Genomic DNA, 21019 nt, shown 5'->3' with positions numbered 1-21019 from the left:
TATCGATCGCAAGCAGGACTCGGTTGCTCGGCAACGCCGGCTTGACGTGGTGTTTCCGCCTGCAGCGTCGGTGCCGAGGTCAGATGTCGAACTATCGGTTGAGCAGCCTGCTGTCGCCCCGTTCGGTGGCGCTGGTTGGGGCCAGTCCGCGGCCGAATTCGCTCGGCCGCGCGATCCTGAACAATATTAGTGCGGCGCAATTCCACGGCCCGCTCGGCATCGTCAATCCTCGCTATTCGGAGATCGGCGGCGCCGCGACCAAGCGCAAGCTGGCCGAGCTGGGGTTTGTTCCCGATCTGGTCATCATCACCGCGCCGGCGAGAACCGTGCCGGCGATCGTCGCCGAGGCGGGGCAGCTTGGCGCCGCCGGCGCGGTGATCATCAGCACCGGGCTCGGCCGCGGCGCGGGTTCGTTCGCCGAGGCGGCCGAGCGCGCCGCGCGCGCCCACGGGCTGCGGCTGATCGGCCCGAACTGCCTCGGCGTGATGCTGCCCGCCGTGCATCTCAACGCCAGCTTCGCCGCGCACATGCCGCGCGCCGGGCATCTGGCGCTGATCTCGCAGTCCGGCGCGATCGCCGCCGGCATGGTGGACTGGGCGGCGGAGAAATCCATCGGCTTTTCCGGCATCGTCTCGATCGGCGATCAGCTCGACGTCGACATCGCCGACCTGCTCGATCATTTCGCGCTCGACACCCAGACCCGGGCGATTCTGCTCTACATCGAGGCGGTGCGCGACGCCCGCAAGTTCATGTCGGCGGCGCGCGCCGCGGCGCGGATCAAGCCGGTGGTGGTGGTGAAATCCGGGCGCATGGCGCAGGGCGCCAAGGCCGCGGCGACCCATACCGGCGCGTTGGCGGGCGCCGACGCGGTCTACGATGCCGCGTTCCGCCGCGCCGGCGCGCTGCGGGTGTTCGATCTGCGCGAACTGTTCGACTGCGCCGAGACGCTGGGACGGATCGCCGCGCCGCGCGGCAAGCGGCTCGCCATCGTCACCAATGGCGGCGGCATCGGCGTGCTGGCGGTCGACCGGCTGGTCGAACTCGGCGGCATTTCGGCCGCGCTCTCGCCCGCGACCAAGAAGACGCTCGATGCCGCGCTGCCCGACACCTGGTCGGGAGCGAGCCCGATCGACCTCGTCGGCGACGCCGATGCCGCGCGCTACACCGTGGCGCTCGAGGCGCTGCTGGCCGATCCCGACAATGACGCCATCCTGGTGATGAACGTGCAGACCTCGATCACCGGCACCAGCGATATTTCCAGCACGGTGGCGCGGATCGTCAGCGAGCATCGCGCCGCGCAGGCGCCGCCGAAGCCGGTGCTGGCGGTCTGGGTCGGCGCCGAGGACGGCGTGACGCGGATGTTCGACGCCGCCGGGATTCCGAACTATCCGACCGAAGACGACGCGGTGCGCGGCTTCATGCATCTGGTGCAGCATCGCGAGGCGGTCGCCGCGCTGTCGGAAGTCCCGCCGAGCCTGCCGAAGGATTTCGCGCCCGACGTCGCGGCCGCGCGCCGCATCGTCGAAACGGCGGTTGCCGAGGGCCGGCTGTGGCTCGATCCGGTCGAGGTCAAGGCGCTGTTCGACGCCTACCAGATCCCGATGCTGCCGGTGCTGGCGGCGGCCGACGCCGAGCAGGCGGCAAGCCAGGCGTCGGCGTTGCTGGCGCAGGGCTTGACCGTGGTGGTCAAGATCCTGTCCCGCGACATCACCCACAAATCCGACGTCGGCGGCGTGGTGCTCAATCTCACCTCGGCGGACGCGGTCCGCGCCGCCGCCACGGAGATCATGGCGCGCGCCCGGATGCTGCGGCCGCAGGCGCGGATCGCCGGGGTGATCGTGCAGCCGATGATGGTGCGGCCGAAGGCGCGCGAGCTGATCCTCGGCATTGCCGCCGATCCGACCTTCGGGCCGGTGATCGTGTTCGGCCATGGCGGCGTCGGCGTCGAGGTGATCGACGACAAGGCGCTGTCGCTGCCGCCGCTCGACCTCAAGCTGGCGCATGATCTGATCGGGCGGACGCGGATCGCGCGGCTGCTGCGCAGCTACCGCGATGTCGCAGCCGCCAGGACCGACGAGATCGCGCTGACGCTGGTCAAGCTGTCGCAGATGGCCGCGGATCTGCCGCAGATCCACGAATTGGATATCAACCCGTTGCTGGCCGATGAGCATGGCGTGGTGGCGCTCGACGCCCGGGTGGCGATCGGTCCCGAAGTCAGGCAGTTCGCCGGCCCCGGCAACGCGCATTTCGCGGTGCGGCCGTATCCGGCGCAATGGCAGCGGCATCTGCTGGTCAAGGACGGCTGGCGGGTCTATGTGCGGCCGATCCGACCCGACGACGAAGCGGCGCTGCAGGGCTTCCTGAAACAGATCAGCCGGCAGGACCTGCGGCTGCGGTTCTTCGCCGCGATGAAGGAGTTCAGCCATCCGTTCATCGCCCGGCTGACCCAGCTCGACTACGCCCGCGCCATGGCGTTCGTGGCCATCGACGAGGCCAGCGAGGAATTGATCGGCGTGGTCCGGCTGCATTCGGACTCGATCTATGAGAACGGCGAATTCGCCATCCTGCTGCGCTCCGATCTCAAGGGCAAAGGGCTGGGCTGGGCCTTGATGCAATTGATCATCGACTACGCGCACGCCGAAGGCCTCAAACAGGTCTCCGGCAAGGTGCTACGCGAAAACGTCGTGATGCTGGCGATGTGTCGCGCGCTCGGCTTCGCGGTCCATACCGATCCCGACGACAGCGACCTGTGCGACGTCAAGCTGGCGCTGAAGAAACCGTGACCGTTGTGCGGCCTACAGATGCGTCACCGAGACCACGCGGAAGGTGTGCATCTTGCCACCGTCGTTGATCGAGACGTATTCGTCCTGCACGAAGCACTCGTCCTGGAAGTGGTAGCCGGTTTCGTCGGGCCGGGTATCGCCGGTGACGTCGTATTGAAACGCCCAGGATCCGCCGGGGCGATGCACCAGATGACCGCGACGATCGTCTTCGTCGGGGCGGAAGCGCGCCACCCGGCAGGCGTCGCGATGCTTCTTCCATTGCTCCGGATCGATCCGGCCATTGTCGTCGAGCGGCGCGATCACAATATAGGCGATGTCGGCTTCGCCTTCCGGATGCCCGGGCTCGCGGGCCAGCTCCAGCCTGATTTGACGGAAAGTCGAGGGCAGTGAGGAATTCAGGATAGCCGTGGGCGGGGCCTTGGTCATATCAGAATCCAATCTCTATCGTCTGTCTCGTCCCTGTGCGGCCAATCGACCGGGTTCGCATTGGACTGCGATTCAACGTAAGCTTATGAGAAGTGAGCACCGCGCTGATTGATTTGCATCAACCCGGTCCGGCGACGACCTTGCCTTTGAGGGGACAACGCGCTTGAGTTCACAACCGCTGCTCGACACGATCAGCAAGGACGATGGTTTGTTGCTGCGTCCGGGCGGCTCATGGACCGCGGTCAATGCCGCGGCGTTGGAGCAGTTGTTCGATGGCATTGCGCCGCGATTGCGCGAGGCCAAGGCGCTGACCATCGACCTTGCCGAGCTGCATGAAATCGACACGCTCGGCGCCTGGCTGCTGGAAAAGATCGCCCGGCGGGCGGCGCAGGCCGGACCGCCGGCCAGTCTGGTCGGTGTCGCCGACCGCTACGCCGGACTGATCGATCAGGTCCGCCAGGTCAATCGCCGCAAGCCATCGGGCGGCGCGCGGCAGAACCCGATCCTGGCGCGGCTGGAAGATATTGGCCGCGCCACATGGGGCGCGCGGCAAGACCTGTTCGCCTTCCTGCAGATGCTGGGCGCGCTGGCCAACGCGCTGCTCGGCGTGCTGCGCCGGCCGCGCTCGCTGCGGCTGACCTCGCTGGTCTATCAGATCTACCGCGTCGGCTGGCAGGCGATCCCGATCATCGGGCTGATCACCTTTTTGATCGGCGCCATCATCGCCCAGCAAGGCATCTTTCACTTCCGCAAGTTCGGCGCGGAGTCCTACGTCGTCGACATGGTCGGCATTCTGGTATTGCGCGAACTCGGCGTGCTGATCGTCGCCATCATGGTCGCCGGGCGCTCTGGCAGCGCCTATACCGCCGAGCTCGGCTCGATGAAAATGCGTGAGGAAATCGACGCGCTGTCGACCATGGACCTCGACCCGGTCGAGGTGCTGATCCTGCCGCGGGTGATCGCGCTGATCATCGCGCTGCCGATCCTGGCCTTTCTGGGCGCGATGGCGGCGCTGTATGGCGGCGGGTTGGTGGCGTGGTTCTATGGCGGGATGAGCCCGACCATCTTCATCGCGCGACTGCATGAAGCGGTCTCGATCACCCATTTCGAGGTCGGCATCATCAAGGCGCCGTTCATGGCGCTGGTGATCGGCATCGTCGCCTGCAGCGAAGGCCTGCGGGTCAAGGGCAGCGCGGAATCGCTCGGCCGGCAGACCACCACATCGGTAGTGAAGTCGATCTTCTGCGTGATCGTGCTCGACGGGCTGTTCGCCGTGTTCTTCGCCTCGATCGGAATGTAGCGATGGACGCCATGGCCGAGCAATTTGCGATCCGTGTGCACGAGCTTGTCGTCGGCTTCGGCGATCAGGTGGTGATCGATCATCTGTCGCTGGATGTCCGTCGCGGCGAGATCCTCGGCCTGGTCGGCGCCTCCGGCGGCGGCAAATCGGTACTGATGCGCACCATCATCGGGCTGATCCCGAAACGCAGCGGCGAAATCGACGTGATGGGCCGCGAGGCCGAAGCCATGCTCGGCGGCCGGCGCCGCAGCGCCTCGGCCTGGGGCATTCTGTTTCAGCAGGGCGCGCTGTTCTCCTCGCTGACGGCGCGGCAGAACGTGCAGTTTCCGCTGCGCGAAAATCTCACGATTTCTGAAACGCTGATGGATGAGATCGCCACCGCCAAGCTGGAGATGGTGGGGCTCGCGCCCGACGACTGGGACAAGTTTCCGGCGCAACTGTCCGGCGGCATGACCAAGCGGGTGGCCTTGGCGCGGGCGCTGGCGCTCGATCCCGGCATCGTGTTTCTCGACGAGCCGACCTCGGGTCTCGACCCGATCGCCGCCGGCGACTTCGACGTGCTGATCCAGACCCTGCAGAAAACCCTCAAGCTCACCGTGTTCATGGTGACGCATGACCTCGCCAGCCTCAACACGGTGTGCGACCGCGTCGCCGCGCTGGCCGACGGCAAGATCGTCGCCATCGGCCAGATGCGTGAATTGCTGAATTCCGACCATCCGTGGGTGAGGGCCTATTTCCACGGCAAACGCTCGCGCATGCTGCGACCAACAGAGGACTAGGCATCATGGAAACCCGTGCGCCTTTCATTATCGTCGGCGCCTTCGTGCTGGCGGCGATCGCCGCGGTGTTCGGCTTCGTGTTCTGGCTGCACAACACCAGCGGCCTCGGCGCGCGGACCAGCTATCATGTGCAGTTCAACGGCTCGGTGCCGGGCCTGTTGGTCGGCGCCGCGGTGCTGTTCAACGGCATCCGCGTCGGCGAGGTCACTGAACTGGCGCTGGCGCCGGACAATCCGCGTCAGGTCAATGCCACGATCGGCGTCGATGCCGCAACGCCGGTCCGCGCCGATACCAAGGTCGGGCTGGATTTCCAGGGCCTGACCGGCGTGCCGGTGATCGCGCTGGAAGGCGGCACGCAACTGGCCTCGTCTGGCACGGTGCCGACGCTGATCGCCGATCCCGGCGCCGGCCAGAGCATGACGCAGGCCGCGCGCGATGCGCTGCGCAAGGTCGATACCGTCTTGACCGAGAATGCTGAGCCGCTGAAGGCGACGATCGCCGATATCCGCACCTTCGCCGAAACACTGGCGCGCAACGCCAGCAAGATCGACGGCATCATGGCGGGGGTCGAGCGCATGACCGGCGCCGACAAGCCGGTGGTGACCAAGGTGGTGTACGACCTTCGCGCCCCGACCGATTTTCCGCCGCCCGGCAAGCCCGCCAAAGCACAGCTGGCGATCGCCGAGCCGACCTTCGTGGTGATGTTCGACACCCAGCGGATCCTGTTCGCGCCCGGCCTGGACTATCCGGCCTTCGCCGGCTTCCAGTGGAGCGACAGCATTCCCAAGCTGGTGCAGGCGAAACTGATCCAGAGCTTTGAAAACTACGATATCGCCCACGCGCCGCAGCGTGCCTCGGATGCGCCGCAGGCCGATCACCAACTGCTGATCGACATCCGCAGCTTCGAGATCACCGGCGCGCCGGAATTGGCCGCCGAGGTGGCGTTCTCCGCCAAGATCGTCGGCAAGGACGGCAAACAGGTTGCGGCGAAGCTGTTTCGCGCCAGCGCGCCGCTCGACAAGCCGGAGCCGCTCGCAGCATTGGCGGCCTTCGATCAGGCGTTCGGCAGCGCCGCCAAGGAGCTGATCCTGTGGACCGCGGCCACTCTGTAACTATTCCAGAGTTTTCAGGAATGAGAGCAAATCGTTGATCTGGCTCGGTGTGAGCTCGAAGGCCGGCATTGCGGCATGGCCGGTATAGATGCCCTCGGCGAAGGCTTCGGCCAGCGTTTCGATCGGATAGCGCAGGTGTAGCGTGCGGAACGGCGGCGCGCGGTCAAGCCGGCTCGGGTGCACCCGGTCGATCGAATGACAGCGGGAGCAATGTGCTTTTGCAAACGACTTGCCGCGGCGTTCAGCTGGCGAGGCGGCGACCGCGCAACTGGTCATCAGCAGGGTGAGTGCGAGGCAGGTTGAAGCGATCCGCATGGGGCCCGGTCGGTTTGTTAAAAGACGTCAACGGCGCCGATCTGACCATGAAGTAGCGTTGCCCTTCAGCATTGATCTGTGTCAAGTCGTCTTGACAATTTGCGAACATATTAGCGATTCTGAGGCAGCTTTCGAACTCCATCGAAACGGCGCCGCGGCAAGACAGACCTGTAGCCCAAACGAGACCGACTCCGGAGTAACGCATGCCGCATCTCGCCTTCCCCAACAATTCCTGCGAAGAGTTCCGCTGCGCCACGCATTGCGCGGTGCGGCCGCTGGCGATCTGCGCCGAACTGAACCCGGTCGAGCATCAGGAATTCGAGCGGATGGCCCAGCATGTCCGCTACGCGCCGAAAGAAGCGTTGTTCTCCGAGGACGAAATCGCCGATTCGGTCTACAGCCTGACCGAAGGTATTGCGCGGCTCTACAAGCTGCTGCCCGACGGCCGCCGCCAGATCATCGGCTTCGCGCTGCCCGGCGATTTTCTCGGCATGGCGCCGACCAGCCGCTACAGTTTCTCCGCCGACGCCATCGGCACCGTGGTCACCTGCCGGTTTTTTAAGGGACCCTTCACTCGTTTCATCGAAAACAAGCCACATATGCTGTTGAGGATGAATGAGTTCGCTACCCGCGAACTCGGTCAGGCCCAGGATCAGATGCTTCTGCTCGGACGCCGCTCGGCCGAGGAGAAGGTGGCAGCGTTTCTGGTCGGCTGGCGGGATCGGCTGGCGCGCGTCGAAGGCGTGACAAAGACGGTCATGCTGCCGATGGGACGACAGGACATCGCGGATTTTCTCGGTCTGACCATCGAGACGGTCAGCCGGACATTCACCAAGCTCGAGCGGGAAAAATTGATCGTCATCGTTCCGGACGGAGTCCGCGTGCTGGATCCGAAACGCTTCGACGCCCTGGCGGCGGCCTGACGGCCATCGTATCGGCGCAGCGGCCTTCCGGGCTCAATCGAGGCTAAGGCCATGCGCGACAGCCGGGCGTTTCACGCCAGAGCCCGCCATTATTTCTACGAGATCCTGGAATCCTCGCCGCAGGGTTCGCGCACCGGACGCATCGTCAACAGTGCGATCATCTTTCTGATCATTCTCAGTATCGCCACCACGGTGGTTGAATCCGTGCCGCAGCTGCGCGCCGACTACGGCCTGCTGTTCAAATGGATCGAATATGTCAGCCTCGCCGCGTTCAGCATCGAGTACTACATCCGGGTCTGGATCGCGCCGGAGCATTTGCCGTATCGCCAGATGCGGCCGTTCGCGGCCTGCCGGGCTTTCGTGCTGAGCCCGCAGGGCGTCGTCGATTTTCTAACCGTGGCGCCGCTGTGGATCGCGCTCTTGGGCTTCGACGATCTGCGCGTGCTGATCATCCTGCGCATCCTGCGGGTGCTGAAGTTCGCGCGCTATTCGTCGGGCATGCGCTCGCTGCTTGAGGTGCTGGAAAGTGAGCGGCGCGCGCTCGGCGCCTGCCTGGTGATCCTGTTGTGCGCGACGCTGGTCTCCGCCACCGCGATGCACCTGATCGAGGGCCAGGTGCAGCCGGACAAGTTTGGCACCATTCCCGAGGCGATGTGGTGGGCGATCGTCACCCTGAGCACGATCGGCTACGGCGACGTGGTGCCGGCCACCGGGCTCGGTAAGATGGTCGCCTCGTTCACCATCATCGGCGGCCTGGTGATGATCGCGCTGCCGGTCGGCATCGTCGCCAACGCGTTCTCGGAAGTGATCCATCGCCGCGACTTCATCGTCAATTGGAGCATGGTGGCGCGGGTGCCGCTGTTTTCGCACCTCACCGCCGGCGACATCGCGCATATCATGCAATTGCTGCAGGCGCGCCAGATGGACCGCGGCGACATCGTATTTCGTCGCGGCGAGGTGGCGCATTCGATGTATTTCATCGCCGAGGGCGAGGCCGAGATCGAGCTTGGCCCGGATCAGAAGGGCCGTCGCATCCGGCTCGGCCCCGGGCATTTCTTCGGCGAGAGCGCGGTGCTGAAGCGGATGGAGCGCTCCGCCACGGTGCGCGCGGTGTCGCGGCTCAGGCTATTGGTGCTGGACGCCAATGATCTGCGTGCGCTGATCGCGCGTGAGCCCGGAATCGCCAAGAAGATCAACAAGATCATGCATGGGCGCAGCGGCACCCCGATCGAGATGGATCCGGCCGCCAAGGCAGAGGCGATCTCCGGCGGAACGCTGTAGCGGCGGTGCTCGCTGCCGCCGGCAACTTCGGACGGTGAACTTCAGGCCAGCGTCAACTCGCCGGCGGCGTGGTCGCGGTTGGCGCGCCGGCGGATCCGCGGGAACTCATCAGGCCAGGGCAATGACGTCTGTTCCGCAATCGCGGCGAGCAACACGCGCGCCGCGTCGGCAAAGCTCGAACCTTGCGGCAAACCCAAGGCACCGCAGAACTCCGACGGCATTGCTTCGGGTTGGTCTCGCAGCTGCAACGCCGGCCCCCACCACCACGCCGCGGCGGGCGAGCGTTCGTCCTCCGCGACCGCGCGCCAGCGCGCGTACTCGCGCACGATGCGCTCGAACTGAAATTTTGCAGCGGAGTGCATCAGGCGTTCCGATCCAGTGGGTGGCGAGCTAACTCCGCAACCGGCCAGGAGTTGCCGGCGATCGTCAACGTCGCCCGGTTCCGCGACCGCCAAGCCGGTCCCGGGTCGATGCCGCCCCGGGGCGGGTTAGCATTTCGTGCCGCGGCGAGGCGTGTTATCTTTTTGGCCATGGCCTTGTCTTCCACCGTATCACCGGCCCTCGAGGTTCGGCACTCCACCTGTCCTCATGATTGCCCGTCGGCCTGCGCGCTGGATGTCGAGGTGGTCGACCACGCGAAGATCGGACGCGTCCGCGGCTCCAAGCGGCAGAGCTACACCGCCGGCGTGATCTGCGCCAAGGTCGCGCGCTACGCCGAACGGATCCACCATCCGGACCGGCTGCCGCATCCCTTGAAACGCTGCGGGCCTCGCGGCTCCGGGCAATTTGCGCGGATCTCCTGGGACGAGGCGCTGGACGAGATCGCGATGCGGTTCGAGCAGGCCGAACGCGACCACGGCGCCCAATCGGTGTGGCCCTATTATTACGCGGGGACCATGGGGCTGGTGATGCGCGACGGCATCAACCGGCTGGCCAACGTCAAGAAATACTCGCGCTTCTACGGCACGATCTGTTCGACCATCGCCTGGGCCGGCTTCGCCGCCGGCACCGGCAAGGTCGCGGGCGTCGACCCGCGCGAAATCGCCCAATCCGATCTGGTGGTGATCTGGGGTACCAACGCGGTGTCGACCCAGATCAACGTGATGACCCACGCCACCCGCGCCCGCAAGGAACGCGGCGCCCGCATCGTCGCGATCGACATCTACGATAACGAGACCATGAAGCAGGCGGATATCAAGATCCTGCTGCGGCCGGGCACCGACGGCGCCCTGGCCTGCGGCGTGATGCACGTGCTGTTTCGCGACGGCTACGCCGATCGCGACTATCTGGCGCGTTACACCGACTGCCCGGACGAACTCGAAGCCCATCTGGCCGGCCGCACGCCGCAATGGGCCTCGGCGATTTGCGGGGTGCCGGTCGAGGAGATCGAGAGCCTGGCGCGGGCGATCGGCGAAACCCGGCGCAGCTTTTTCCGCCTCGGCTATGGCTTCACCCGCAGCCGCAATGGCGCGGCGCAAATGCACGCGGCGCTGTGCATCCCCGCGGTCACCGGCGCCTGGCAGTATGAGGGCGGCGGCGCGTTCTTCAACAACGGCGCGATCTGGGGCTTCGACAAAACGCTGATCGAGGGACTCGACAGCATCGACCCCGCGGCGCGGCGGCTCGATCAGTCGAAGATTGGACGGATTCTCACCGGCGATCCCGAGGCGCTGCGCGACGGGCCGCCGGTCAAGGCGATGCTGATCCAGAATACCAACCCGATGGCGGTGGCGCCGGAGCAGGCGCTGGTCCGGCAGGGCTTTGCGCGCGACGATCTGTTCGTGGCCGTGCACGAGCAGTTCATGACCGAGACCGCGCAGATCGCCGACATCGTGCTGCCGGCCACCATGTTCATGGAGCACGACGACTTGTATTATGGCGGCGGTCATCAGCACATTTCGGTGGGCGCCAAGCTGATCGAGCCGCCGGGCGAGTGCCGCTCCAATCATCAGGTCATTCAGGCGCTGGCGGTGCGGCTCAATGCCCAACACCAGGCATTCGAACTGAGCGCGCGCGACATCATCGACGCCACGCTGCAACGCAGCGGCCGCGGCGGCATCGACGCGTTGCAGGCCGAACTGTGGCGCGACGTGCAGCCGGATTTCCGCGCCGCGCACTACCTCGACGGTTTTGCGCATCCGGATCGCAAGTTTCACTTCAAGGCGGATTGGTCGCAGCTCGGCCTCAACCATGCCGGGCTGGTCGGGCCGTGGCAGCAGATGCCGGCGCTGCCGGACCATTGGGCGGTAATCGAACAGGCCGACGCTGAGCACCCGTTCCGGCTGGCAACCAGTCCGGCGCGTAGTTTCCTCAACACCAGCTTCACCGAGACGCCGTCGTCGCGCAGCCGGGAGGGCCGCCCGACCGTGCTGATGCATCCCGCCGATGCGGCGCGGCTCGATGTCGGCGACGGCGAGGCCGTGACACTCGGAAATCGACGCGGCGAAACCACGCTCAACGTGAAGTTGTTCGATGGCGTGCGACAGGGGGTGTTGGTGGCGGAGTCAATTCATCCGAACCACGCCCATGCCGGAGGCAACGGAATCAACGTCCTGACTGGCGCTGATCCGGTCGCCCCTCACGGCGGCGCGGCATTTCATGACAACAAAGTCTGGGCCCGGAAAGCATTGACGCCATTCGCAGGCCCGGCGCCGGCCGATCACGACTGACGGCCGGACGTGTTGTTCAGGATGTGCCGCGGGCCATTGGCATGGCAGACGTCAACCTGGACAGACAAAAACTGGACGGACACAGATAAAGTCTTCGGAGGCACAAGGCCTCCGATAGACATTAGCGCTGATGGCCGAGCCCGATGCCGAGCTTGAGAGCCTTCTGACGCAGCGATCCCACCGTACGTTTGGTGAGCTTTGCGATCTTTGCCACCGGCGTCTTCGCCTTGGAGTGGGCGCGAAGTTCTTTCACGTCTTCCTTGGTATATTCGCGGCGGGTGATCTTCGGTTTGGTCTTCGCCTTGGAGACGGTCTTAGAGACGGTCTTGGCCGCTTTGGCCTTCACAGTCTTCTTTACGGTCTTCGCTTTAGTTTTCTTAGCCACTAGTCGCTCCTTTATCAAAGCGTTCTTCTACTACAGCCTTTGCGGATCGACAAATGCATTTTGGATAATCAGATCCAGCACCATCGTACTAATTAGGACCAAATTCGAGTAGTGCTACTAATTTTCAACCGGATTTGCGTGCAAATCGATACCAAACCCGAGTTTTCCGGTTCCACCGGCGCCGCGGCGAGTTCGAACGCACAATGCCGTTATCTGTTCGGAAAGGATTTCGACACAATTGCAGCCGAGCGGCGGCCGTGACGCACTGATCAGTTGGCCCGATGAGCCGGAATTTCGTCGCGAGGGACGAGGGGCGCCGCCGGCGAAGCTCAGATTCGCCCCGTATCACTACGCAGTGCGGCGCGGGTCTTGGCCAGCACGGCGTCGTAGTAAGCCTCGCGCTGTTGCCGGATCCTGATCTGATGATCTCGGAAGGCGGCGACGCGTCGAACAATGTCGGCGCGCTCCGACGCCGCATCGAGCTCGCTGCGCCGGGCCGGCGGCGGATCGATCAGCGGCGCCTCGATCAGCGGCAGGTCTCTTGCTGGCAGGTCTCTTGCTGGCAAGTCTCTTGCGGGGAAGCCTTTTGCTGGCAAGTCTTTCGCGGGCAAGTCTTTTGCTGGCAAGTCTTTCGCCGGCAGAACCTTCGGCGGGAAGTCTTTCGCCGCAAGGTGTTTCGCTCGGATCAACTCATGCTGTCCCGTCGGGCTATGCGCTGCCGCGGCGTCCGCCGCTGGCTGCGTTCGCCCCCCGAACCGATCGCGTTCCTGTTTCCACGAATTCATGTATGTCCCAGCCTTGCGAATCAATTTGGTCCAACGCTCGCTGATGCGTCAATCAAAATGAAGGCAAGTGAGCCAGATCGGGCTCGGCGGTGGATAATTCGGCCACCGCCTTGCGAGGCAGGAAGGTAGTCGGTAGCCCAACAGCAGTTGGAGGACCCGATGGTCAAGATTGAACTTGATAGCCTGAGCATCGACGAACTGGCCGCGCTGCGCGATACCGTCGCTGACAAGTTGGCGGAGAAAGTCGCGGCTCGACAGGCCGAACTCGAGGCAGAGCTCGAGGCATTATCGCGCTATGGCAAGCCGATCAAGAGAGTGCAAGGCAGCGCAGCCGTCAAGCAGAAGAGCGCGGTCTCCAAAGAACAGGCGACGAACGCCGCCTGACCGCGAATGTGGCGACAGAAGCGATGACGGCGCCGCGCGTGCACGACGCCCGGTGCTGCCGGGCTTGCATTGTGAGTTCGGGTGAGTCTTGATGCGAACAGTGTGCGACAGGTACGCGATTTGCAGCCTGTCCGGCGCGCAATGTTGCTCTTTATATAAGCGAGCGCCGCTGAGCGTCCCGGTTTGACGCTTCGGGGAGGCGCCGGGCGGCTGCGATTAGCTGAGTTGATCAGGAACTGACATGTCGGATTATCATGGCCCGCTCCGCGTCGGCATCGGTGGTCCGGTCGGGTCGGGCAAGACCGCGCTGATGGATTTGCTGTGCAAGGAGATGCGCGATCGCTATCAGATCGCCGCCATCACCAACGACATCTATACCAAATGGGACGCAGAATTCCTGGTTCGTTCCGGGTCGCTGACGCCGGATCGCATTGTCGGGGTCGAAACCGGCGGCTGCCCGCACACCGCGATCCGCGAGGATGCCTCGATGAATCTCGCTGCGGTCGCCGATATGCGGGCCAGATTCCCGGATCTCGACCTGGTGCTGATCGAATCCGGCGGCGACAATCTGGCTGCTACGTTTTCGCCGGAGCTGGCCGATCTGACGATCTATGTGATCGACGTCGCGGCGGGCGACAAGATCCCCTCGAAAGGCGGCCCCGGCATCACTCGCTCGGATCTTCTGGTGATCAACAAGATCGATCTGGCGCCGCATGTCGGGGCCTCGCTGGACAAGATGCGCGCCGATGCCAAGCGGATGCGCGGCGAGCGGCCGTTTGTCATGACCAACCTGAAGACCTTTCACGGGCTCGAGCACGTCATCGGTTTTATCGAGGCCAAGGGTGGTCTGCGCGCCGCGGCCTCGCCGGCCTAGCCGCACGTCGGGCGGTTGTCCGTTGCTGCTGCGCGGAACGATTTCGGCGCTGCTTGATTGCATTACCCCGGGTCCGAATGATCGGTGCGATCAACCAGGTGCCAATCGCCAGTTGCGTTTCAATGACCGCGCCTTCATTGTTCGGGTCATTGCGCCAGTCACGCTACATGCCGGTCATGCGGATCATCCGCGATGTCGCCTTATTATCTGATTGCTGAGTGAGCGAGTGGTTCGGCTGGGATTCATCATCGGTTTGGCGGCGATCGTTGGGGTTCTGCTTTCAGGGCTCGCGGCCTATCGCGTTCACCAGCAGGAATTGGCGATCGACCGGATCGCGTTGGCGCGGGCGATCGATGTTCATGCCAGCCTGGTTCAGGATCGGCTGACCGAGCGCGAATTGCTGGGGCGGGTCGCATCCGGCCTGTTTCGCACCCCGTCGATCGTCAAGGCCGACATGCTCGAGCCGCTGCGCAATTCGATCTACGCCTTCAAGACCGATTTCGTGGTGGCAAGCTGGGTCGCCCGGTTGCAGCCAGCGGAATTCGATGCCGCGCAAAGGGTTCTCAGGCAAGCCGGATTTCCCAATTCTCAGCTGCGCAACTTTGACGGTCAGCCGTTGCAGGCCGCGCAGCTCGACAAGCCGCTCGAAGTGCTGATGGACCTCGAGCCGAGAAACTCCGAGACCGCCGGCCTGGTCGGCCGCAGCCTGACCGATCATCCGTTGCTGGGGCCGATCTTCGCCCGCGCGGCGACCGAGGGCACGCCGGTCGCCTCCGATCCCACGCCGCTGCTGCATGCCGGCGGGCCGACCGGCCTGGTGCTGGTGGCGCCGGTGCTGCAGCAGGGCAACGACGTGCCGGCCGGCTTCGTCACCTTTTCCTATGAGCTCGGGCCGCTGATGCTGGCCAATGACGACAATTCGCTGTTTTCCGTGGTGCTGATCGATCCGCGCAACGCCGATGCCGAGCTGGTCGCGGATGATCGCGGCGATGTCTCGGTCCGGACCGTGGTACGGGACGGCGTCACCCCGGCGCCGTCGGCGCAGCGCACCGAACGGTTCGGCGGGCGCGACTGGTCGCTGGCGTATTATGCCAAGAAGAGTTCGTTCGCCCGGGCGCAGCAGATGGCGGCGATGGTGGCGGCGATCGGCATTGCGCTGACCGGCATCGTCTGCGGTCTGTTCGGCTATGTCGCCTACAGCAATTTGCGGCTGCGGCGGGAAATCCAGGTCAGGATCGGCTTCGAGCGGCGGCTGACCGCGGTGATCGACGAACTCAATCACCGGGTGAAGAACATTCTGGCGGTGATCCAGTCGATCGTGACGCGGACGCTGCGTCACGGCTCCGACGTCGAGGTCGCCCGCGAATTGCTGATCGGCCGGATCCACGCGATGTCGAACGTGGTCTCGCTGCTGACCGAGAGCCAATGGCAGGGCGTCAAGCTGCGCGGACTGCTGGAGGCCCGCGCCATCCCGCATTCCGAACGCATCGCGGTCAATGGTCCGGACATCATGGTCAGTGCCCGCGCCGCACAGAGCCTGTCGCTGCTGTTTTTCGAGCTGGCCTCGCATACCGACGAGGGACTGTCGCTGGTCGGCAAGCATCCCAATGTGGTGGCGCAATGGGAGGTCGAGGGCACCGGCGCCGACGCCACCTTCCATTTCCGCTGGGAGGAATTCAACACCAGTGCGGCGACCCGGCGGGAAGACAGCGACTTCGGCACCATCCTGCTGGATCGGGTGGCGCCCGAGGCGCTGGGCGGCACCGCCAAGCGCTATTTCACCGATGTCAGCTATGTCTATGAAGTCACCGCGCCGATGGACACCGTGGTCGACATGACCGAGCGCGACCGCACCGAACAGATCTCGGCGCCGCTGCACAGCGCCCGCAAGCCGCGGTAGCCGCGCGGCCATCCGTGGCAACGCGGCCGCCCCGCGCGCCGCGGCAACGGCAAAAAGCGGCCGCTGCCGGCCGCTTTCCTCGCTGTCGATGGCTTGCGATCAGCCGCCGCTGCCGCCGATCACCGCACGGACCGTGTCGTCCGGGCCGAAATCCTCGGCGCCGTCAACATACAGCATCGCGCTCAGCTTGGAGCGCGCGCGGTTGACGCGGCTCTTGATGGTGCCGACCGCACAGCCGCAGATCGCGGCGGCGTCTTCATAAGAGAATCCCGAGGCTCCGACCAGGATCAGCGCCTCGCGCTGGTCTTGCGGCAACTTTTCGAGGGCGGCTCGGAATTCCTCGAATTCGAGATGGGCGTTCTGTCCCGGCTGTGACTTCAGCGTCTTGGCATAGCTGCCTTCGGCGTCCTCGACCTCCCGCCGCCGCTTGCGGTAATCCGAGCGGAACAGATTGCGCAGGATCGTGAACAGCCAGGCCGGCAGGTTGGAGCCGGGTTGGAAGGAGTCGATATTGGCCAGGGCGCGCAGCAGCGTTTCCTGAACCAGATCGTCAGCCCGGTCGCCATTGCCGCTGAGCGAAATCGCAAAAGCTCGCAGACTGGGGACCGCCGCCAGGATATCGTCGCGGAGTGAGTCAGTGAGAGGCATTAGTCTCTCCCTTCGGTTTTGCCCGCGTCGCCAATCAGGTCCGGGGATGATCCACCAGGGGCATCAAGCTTCCGGATCAGCTCTGCGAAGCGATCAGGCACGCCCTGCCGAACCACGTCATCATACATCGCGCGCAACTGGTGCCCGATGCGGGACTGGATCTCCGGGTTCAGGCCGCCCTGCTTTGCCGGCGCGGCAGTCTTTTGAGCCTTGAAATCTTTCATGACAGTTCCATGTTTTCCCCGAGGTGAAGTCCCCGATGCCGAGGAATTTTCTTGATTTTTGAGGCCGTTGGAGCGTCCACTCGGGTTCAATTCGAAGCCAGCCACATTGTTCCGGAAGATGGGAACTTTTATGACCGGCGAACGTAGATATGCGCATCGGGGGCTGAGGCCACCCGACAGGCCTAAATTAATGGAGTGGGGATGTCCCGATCACAGCTTGTTGCTGAACATTTGCCTTTGTTGCGCCGCTACGCCCGGGCCCTGACCGGCAACCAGGCATCCGGCGATGCCTATGTGGGTGCGATGCTGGAGGCGCTGTTGCAGGATCAGACCCTGCTCGACGAGCAGCACGGCGCCCGTGCCGGGTTGTTTCGCCTGTTCACGCGGATCTGGAATTCGGTGGCGTTGAACGACGATACCGAGGTGATGACGCTGCCGTTGCCGTCGGAGCGGCGGCTCTCCAACATTACTCCGTTACCTCGTCAGGCCTTCCTGCTGCTGTCGCTTGAAGGATTTTCGGAGGAGGAAGTCGCCTTCATCCTGGCTCTCGACGTCGTCGAGGTGCGCAAGCTGACCGAGGTCGCCGGTCGCGAAATGGCGGCCGAGATCGCCACCGATGTGCTGATCATCGAGGACGAGACCTTCATCGCCATGGACCTCGAGAGCCTGGTGAAGAACCTCGGGCACAATGTGATCGGGGTCGCGCGCACCCATGCCGACGCCATCGCGCTGGCCAAGAGCCGCAAGCCGGGATTGATCCTGGCGGATATTCAGCTCGCCGACGGCAGCTCCGGGCTCGACGCGGTCAATGAGCTGCTGAAGACCTTCGAGGTCCCGGTGGTGTTTATTACCGCCTATCCCGAGCGGTTCCTGACCGGCGAGCGCCCGGAGCCGGCGTTCCTGATCTCGAAACCGTTCCAGCCGGCGATGGTGTCGGCGGTGGCCAGCCAGGCGCTGTTCTTTCAGCGCAACTCGCGCAACCGGGCGCCGCGCGCCGCGGTCTCCTGATCCTCCAATTGACGACGCAAAAAGCCGGCCTCGCGCTGGCTTTTTGTTTTTGCGTCATCAGGGACGAGGGGCCGATGAGGCCCAAATAAGAGCCAAGGCCCAAATAATAAGAAGTAGGGCGCAGCTGGCATCACCACAGCTGCGCCCTACAGCGCCGGTCAATGGGGGCAGGGGACAACCGGCTGTCGTAACGACTCCCGGCGGTGAAAAACGTTCCGCGTCGGCCACGAAAATCTTCACACGGTTAAGTGATGGCTTTTGCCGAGAACCGCGACGGCTCGGTCACGTTGCCTCATCAAATCACCACGAGGCGAGCTGGAAGGCGCAACGATATGGCCAAGATTTTCCACGCCGTGCTGGGAGTTTGTGCAGTGACCGTCAGTCTGGGCGTCGCCCAGCTGGCGTCGGGGAGTGATCTTGGCGCGCTGAGCCCGCGCGGTGAACAGGCCGCGCTCGACGAGACGACGGCGGTCGTCGCGGTGAACCGCAGCGCAAAATCCGATCGCGGCGGCGCCGCGCAGATCGGCGCCAACAGCCGGACCATCTCGTTCCGGGTGGTCGGACAGCCGGATCTGTCGGTCGCGGTGCGCATTCCCGCGGATCAGCGCGGCGATGCCCGCTTCAACCGGCCGAGCCAGCCGTCGCCGGCCGCCCAGAGCAAGCGGATGGTGGCGTGCGAGCCGGTCGTGAGCGTACTGACCGAGATCGCCAAACAATTGCAGCCCGGTCGCTGCCTGACCTGAACCGCCTAACCTGGTCTGCCAGACCTGATGAGATGACCGCAGTGTCGCACTGCGGCATCTGAACCCGCCCGGATCGGTCATCCACTGGATCCGCTCGCGCGATCTACCCGCTTAAATGAATAAATAATCAGCTAAGCAACCAGCCGACACGCGATCATCAGCCGGCCCGGACATTTCGGTTTGGCTTGAACATCTACCCAAATGCCTTCGTCATTCCGGATTGCGAGTTCGTTAGAACGAGCAAGTCCGGAATCCATATCCCCTGCAGGGGCTATGGATTCCGGGCTCGCTCGAGCTTGCGCTGTCGCGCCCCGGAATGACGCCAAGCAAGCTTGAAGCGCATCAATCCCGCTCGAAACGTCCCTAATTCGCCTCCGGCTCCGAACCCGGCAGATGCGGCGCGTCGTCGGGCATCACGTGCTCCTTGACCACCAGCGCCATGATCAATAGCGGCGAGGCGAGAAATCCCCCCATCGGCCCCCACAGCCAGGTCCAGAACGCCAGCGCGATGAACACCGCCAAGGCGTTGAGCGATAGCCGCCGCCCGATGATCGTCGGCGTGACGAAGTGGCCCTCGACGAATGTCAGCCCGACGAAGGCCAGCGGCGCCACCAGCCCGCCGCCCAGAGTCGGAAAACTGACGATGCCGACCACGGTCAGGATCACGAACATCACGAACGGGCCGATGATCGGGAAAAAATTCAGCGTGGCCGCGAGCGCGCCGAGCGCCGCCGGGTTCGGCATGCCGGCGAGCGCGCAGATGATCCCTGTCGCGGTACCGTAGCCGAGGTTGATCAGGGTGACGGTCAACAGATAGCTGCCGAGGCTGCCCTCGATTTCGTTGAGGATCCGCAACGCCCGCAGCCTTGTCTCGCGGCTGGCGAAGGTCATCACCAGGCCGCGGCGCAGATCCTTCCAGCTGGCGATGAACAGCACCAGGGTCGCCAGAAACAGCAGGATCTCGGTCAGCGTCGGCGACAGAAACTCGTAGGTGGGCTGCACCCAGTCGATCTTCGGAAACTGGATCTCGGTGCCCGCTTTGCCGTCGATGCCGCCCAGCGAACTCTGCAACTGATGCCACATCGCGATCGGCCGGTCGAAGCTGTGCAGCTTGTCTTTCAGCATCGATCCGAGCTCCGGAAGCCGGTTGCTCCATTCCACCACCGGCGCGGAAATCAGCGCCACGATGAAGGCGACGATCCCGAAGACCACGGCGACGATCAGCGCCGCGGCGAGCGGCCGGGGGATTTTGAACCGCTCCATCAGTCCGGCGGCGGGCGACAGCATGGTGCCGACCACGAAAGCCATGACGATCGGAAGAAAGAACGGCTTGGCGACGTAAAGCGCGGCCACGATCACGATCACCAGCAAAGCCACCAGGGCGAAGGCCACGACCTCGGTGCGCCGCACCAATGGCCGTCGCTCCGCTGTACTGTCAGGAACCGGCGTGCCCGCCGGCTCGGCTTGAATCACCCGCAAATCCTCGACCCCCGTTTGACAACCGAGCTTTCCAGGCGGCCCGATGGCGACAGTGCTGTGCTATCTTCGCGATCAACAGGTGACGTCACCTTCTGTTCCTCGCGCAATCCGCAAGGAAAGCGAGCGGCGCGGTCGGTACAGAGGAACCTGCGGTGATACGCCGCGTTGTGTGTCCGTGCATCGATGCGATGCAGCACAGCGGGGTGGCATCATGATCAAGCTCTCTTCGTCCAATGGCAGGCACTCGCTCCATCGGCTGGCGATGGCGACCGTGGTGATTGCGGCGTGCTCGATGTTTGCTCATCAGGCGTCGGCGCAGGCGCTGAGCTATGCCGCGGTGCCGCAAGAGTCGGCCGGTCCGTTCTCGACCGACGAGACCGCGGTTGCGCCGGACGACGCCGCGGTGCCCGAGCGGTTCAAGCGAACCGTCGTCAACTATCCGACCCGCGAGCCCGCCGGCACCTTGATCGTCGATACCCCGAACACCTATTTGTATTATGTGCTCGGTCAGAACCGCGCGATCCGCTACGGCGTCGGCGTCGGCCGCGAAGGTTTTACCTGGGCGGGCGTGCAGACCATCAGCCGCAAGGCCGAATGGCCGGATTGGCATCCGCCGGCGGAAATGATTGCCCGCCAGCCCTATCTGCCGCGCTTCATGGCCGGTGGCCCGGGCAACCCGCTCGGCGCCCGCGCGATGTATCTCGGCTCCAGCGACTATCGTATTCACGGCACCAACGATCCCTCGACGATCGGCAAGTTCGTGTCGTCCGGCTGCATCCGGCTCACCAATGACGACGTCGCGGACCTGTTCAACCGGGTCGGCGTCGGCACCAAGGTGGTGGTGTTGCCGAAGAGCGAGCGCCGCTTCGAAGCCCGCGGCACCGACCGCGTCGCGCCGGGCCGTGAGCAGCCGGGCCGGCAGGCGATGAATCTGCCGGCGTCTGCGCTGCGCTGATGTCGGCGATTGGGAGCGGTCCGATGTCTGTGTCGTCACGTCAACG

At 64.6% G+C, this 21019-nt stretch carries 21 protein-coding genes; 13 read left to right on the top strand and 8 right to left on the bottom strand.

The genetic code is table 11. The annotated features are described in order from the left end of the window. Positions 1–83 precede the first annotated feature (83 nt). On the top strand, positions 84–2783 hold the full coding sequence (locus VGC77_RS19615) for a bifunctional acetate--CoA ligase family protein/GNAT family N-acetyltransferase (RefSeq protein WP_331173240.1): 2700 nt from the start codon (positions 84–86) through the stop codon (positions 2781–2783). A 12-nt stretch (positions 2784–2795) separates the two neighbouring features. On the opposite strand, the gene VGC77_RS19610 is transcribed toward VGC77_RS19615, so the two are convergent. Beyond that, entirely contained in the window at positions 2796–3209 is a 414-nt protein-coding gene (locus tag VGC77_RS19610) for a hypothetical protein (RefSeq protein WP_331173239.1), read from the bottom strand. 163 nt (positions 3210–3372) lie between these two features. On the opposite strand from VGC77_RS19610, the gene VGC77_RS19605 reads away from it, so the two are divergent. The 3 genes from VGC77_RS19605 to VGC77_RS19595 are packed head-to-tail and all read left to right on the top strand — an operon-like array spanning position 3373 to position 6400. Further along, the gene (locus VGC77_RS19605; RefSeq protein WP_331173238.1) at positions 3373–4509 is read left to right on the top strand and encodes an ABC transporter permease; all 1137 of its coding nucleotides are present in this window, start codon (positions 3373–3375) and stop codon (positions 4507–4509) included. A 2-nt stretch (positions 4510–4511) separates the two neighbouring features. Next, positions 4512–5288 carry an ABC transporter ATP-binding protein gene (locus VGC77_RS19600; RefSeq protein WP_331173237.1) on the top strand — a complete coding sequence of 259 codons (777 nt, stop codon included), beginning with the start codon at positions 4512–4514 and terminating at the stop codon, positions 5286–5288. Positions 5289–5293: 5 nt separating this feature from the next. Beyond that, positions 5294–6400 (top strand): ABC-type transport auxiliary lipoprotein family protein, encoded by a 1107-nt coding sequence (locus tag VGC77_RS19595; RefSeq protein WP_331173236.1) that lies wholly within the window; start codon positions 5294–5296, stop codon positions 6398–6400. Here VGC77_RS19595 and VGC77_RS19590 read toward each other — a convergent pair whose 3' ends face one another. After that, entirely contained in the window at positions 6401–6715 is a 315-nt protein-coding gene (locus VGC77_RS19590; protein ID WP_331173235.1) for a cytochrome c, read from the bottom strand. A 203-nt stretch (positions 6716–6918) separates the two neighbouring features. Here VGC77_RS19590 and aadR point away from each other — a divergent pair, with 203 nt between their 5' ends. Then, entirely contained in the window at positions 6919–7638 is a 720-nt protein-coding gene (aadR, locus tag VGC77_RS19585; protein ID WP_184262650.1) for a transcriptional activatory protein AadR, read from the top strand. Between the two features lie 51 nt (positions 7639–7689). Further along, on the top strand, positions 7690–8919 hold the full coding sequence (locus tag VGC77_RS19580) for a cyclic nucleotide-gated ion channel (RefSeq protein ID WP_331173234.1): 1230 nt from the start codon (positions 7690–7692) through the stop codon (positions 8917–8919). A gap of 41 nt (positions 8920–8960) precedes the next feature. On the opposite strand, the gene VGC77_RS19575 is transcribed toward VGC77_RS19580, so the two are convergent. Next, positions 8961–9281 carry a hypothetical protein gene (locus VGC77_RS19575; protein WP_331173233.1) on the bottom strand — a complete coding sequence of 107 codons (321 nt, stop codon included), beginning with the start codon at positions 9279–9281 and terminating at the stop codon, positions 8961–8963. 168 nt (positions 9282–9449) lie between these two features. Between VGC77_RS19575 and VGC77_RS19570 the strand changes: the two genes are divergently transcribed. Continuing rightward, positions 9450–11588, top strand: coding sequence for a molybdopterin oxidoreductase family protein (locus VGC77_RS19570; RefSeq protein ID WP_331173232.1), 2139 nt, complete (start codon positions 9450–9452; stop codon positions 11586–11588). 121 nt (positions 11589–11709) lie between these two features. Here VGC77_RS19570 and VGC77_RS19565 read toward each other — a convergent pair whose 3' ends face one another. Next, positions 11710–11973 carry a hypothetical protein gene (locus tag VGC77_RS19565; protein ID WP_331173231.1) on the bottom strand — a complete coding sequence of 88 codons (264 nt, stop codon included), beginning with the start codon at positions 11971–11973 and terminating at the stop codon, positions 11710–11712. 329 nt (positions 11974–12302) lie between these two features. Continuing rightward, positions 12303–12758 carry a hypothetical protein gene (locus tag VGC77_RS19560; protein ID WP_331173230.1) on the bottom strand — a complete coding sequence of 152 codons (456 nt, stop codon included), beginning with the start codon at positions 12756–12758 and terminating at the stop codon, positions 12303–12305. Positions 12759–12917: 159 nt separating this feature from the next. Here VGC77_RS19560 and VGC77_RS19555 point away from each other — a divergent pair, with 159 nt between their 5' ends. From VGC77_RS19555 to VGC77_RS19545, 3 genes are all read left to right on the top strand, one after another. Further along, positions 12918–13142 (top strand): hypothetical protein, encoded by a 225-nt coding sequence (locus VGC77_RS19555; RefSeq protein WP_331173229.1) that lies wholly within the window; start codon positions 12918–12920, stop codon positions 13140–13142. Between the two features lie 241 nt (positions 13143–13383). Continuing rightward, positions 13384–14016 (top strand): urease accessory protein UreG, encoded by a 633-nt coding sequence (gene ureG / locus VGC77_RS19550; RefSeq protein ID WP_331173228.1) that lies wholly within the window; start codon positions 13384–13386, stop codon positions 14014–14016. 226 nt (positions 14017–14242) lie between these two features. After that, positions 14243–15916, top strand: coding sequence for a CHASE domain-containing protein (locus tag VGC77_RS19545; RefSeq protein WP_331173227.1), 1674 nt, complete (start codon positions 14243–14245; stop codon positions 15914–15916). 99 nt (positions 15917–16015) lie between these two features. On the opposite strand, the gene VGC77_RS19540 is transcribed toward VGC77_RS19545, so the two are convergent. Next, entirely contained in the window at positions 16016–16564 is a 549-nt protein-coding gene (locus tag VGC77_RS19540; RefSeq protein WP_011474437.1) for a sigma-70 family RNA polymerase sigma factor, read from the bottom strand. Next, complete coding sequence (locus tag VGC77_RS19535; protein WP_331173226.1) at positions 16564–16788, bottom strand: NepR family anti-sigma factor; 225 nt, start codon at positions 16786–16788, stop codon at positions 16564–16566. Before VGC77_RS19535 ends, VGC77_RS19540 begins: the two co-directional genes overlap by 1 nt. A gap of 201 nt (positions 16789–16989) precedes the next feature. Between VGC77_RS19535 and VGC77_RS19530 the strand changes: the two genes are divergently transcribed. Continuing rightward, positions 16990–17796, top strand: a complete 807-nt coding sequence (locus tag VGC77_RS19530) for a response regulator (protein ID WP_331173225.1) — start codon at positions 16990–16992, stop codon at positions 17794–17796. A gap of 251 nt (positions 17797–18047) precedes the next feature. Then, positions 18048–18539 (top strand): hypothetical protein, encoded by a 492-nt coding sequence (locus tag VGC77_RS19525; protein WP_331173224.1) that lies wholly within the window; start codon positions 18048–18050, stop codon positions 18537–18539. A gap of 363 nt (positions 18540–18902) precedes the next feature. On the opposite strand, the gene VGC77_RS19520 is transcribed toward VGC77_RS19525, so the two are convergent. Then, complete coding sequence (locus VGC77_RS19520) at positions 18903–20018, bottom strand: AI-2E family transporter (RefSeq protein WP_331173223.1); 1116 nt, start codon at positions 20016–20018, stop codon at positions 18903–18905. Positions 20019–20229: 211 nt separating this feature from the next. On the opposite strand from VGC77_RS19520, the gene VGC77_RS19515 reads away from it, so the two are divergent. Next, positions 20230–20973, top strand: a complete 744-nt coding sequence (locus VGC77_RS19515) for a L,D-transpeptidase (protein ID WP_414709699.1) — start codon at positions 20230–20232, stop codon at positions 20971–20973. The last annotated feature ends 46 nt before the right edge of the window (positions 20974–21019 follow it).

Origin of the sequence: Rhodopseudomonas sp. (assembly GCF_036404135.1) — a bacterium.
Classification (GTDB): domain Bacteria; phylum Pseudomonadota; class Alphaproteobacteria; order Rhizobiales; family Xanthobacteraceae; genus Rhodopseudomonas_A.
This window is presented reverse-complemented; position numbering and strand designations above follow the sequence as displayed.

Coding starts and splice junctions, on each gene's coding strand:
- VGC77_RS19555 (WP_331173229.1), top strand. CDS start 12,918: ATGGTCAAGATTGAACTTGATAGCCTGAGCATCGACGAACTGGCCGCG.
- aadR (WP_184262650.1), top strand. CDS start 6,919: ATGCCGCATCTCGCCTTCCCCAACAATTCCTGCGAAGAGTTCCGCTGC.
- VGC77_RS19600 (WP_331173237.1), top strand. CDS start 4,512: ATGGACGCCATGGCCGAGCAATTTGCGATCCGTGTGCACGAGCTTGTC.
- VGC77_RS19595 (WP_331173236.1), top strand. CDS start 5,294: ATGGAAACCCGTGCGCCTTTCATTATCGTCGGCGCCTTCGTGCTGGCG.
- VGC77_RS19610 (WP_331173239.1), bottom strand. CDS start 3,209: ATGACCAAGGCCCCGCCCACGGCTATCCTGAATTCCTCACTGCCCTCG.
- ureG (WP_331173228.1), top strand. CDS start 13,384: ATGTCGGATTATCATGGCCCGCTCCGCGTCGGCATCGGTGGTCCGGTC.
- VGC77_RS19615 (WP_331173240.1), top strand. CDS start 84: ATGTCGAACTATCGGTTGAGCAGCCTGCTGTCGCCCCGTTCGGTGGCG.
- VGC77_RS19580 (WP_331173234.1), top strand. CDS start 7,690: ATGCGCGACAGCCGGGCGTTTCACGCCAGAGCCCGCCATTATTTCTAC.
- VGC77_RS19575 (WP_331173233.1), bottom strand. CDS start 9,281: ATGCACTCCGCTGCAAAATTTCAGTTCGAGCGCATCGTGCGCGAGTAC.
- VGC77_RS19530 (WP_331173225.1), top strand. CDS start 16,990: ATGTCCCGATCACAGCTTGTTGCTGAACATTTGCCTTTGTTGCGCCGC.
- VGC77_RS19515 (WP_414709699.1), top strand. CDS start 20,230: ATGATCAAGCTCTCTTCGTCCAATGGCAGGCACTCGCTCCATCGGCTG.
- VGC77_RS19540 (WP_011474437.1), bottom strand. CDS start 16,564: ATGCCTCTCACTGACTCACTCCGCGACGATATCCTGGCGGCGGTCCCC.
- VGC77_RS19525 (WP_331173224.1), top strand. CDS start 18,048: ATGGCTTTTGCCGAGAACCGCGACGGCTCGGTCACGTTGCCTCATCAA.
- VGC77_RS19590 (WP_331173235.1), bottom strand. CDS start 6,715: ATGCGGATCGCTTCAACCTGCCTCGCACTCACCCTGCTGATGACCAGT.
- VGC77_RS19570 (WP_331173232.1), top strand. CDS start 9,450: ATGGCCTTGTCTTCCACCGTATCACCGGCCCTCGAGGTTCGGCACTCC.
- VGC77_RS19535 (WP_331173226.1), bottom strand. CDS start 16,788: ATGAAAGATTTCAAGGCTCAAAAGACTGCCGCGCCGGCAAAGCAGGGC.
- VGC77_RS19560 (WP_331173230.1), bottom strand. CDS start 12,758: ATGAATTCGTGGAAACAGGAACGCGATCGGTTCGGGGGGCGAACGCAG.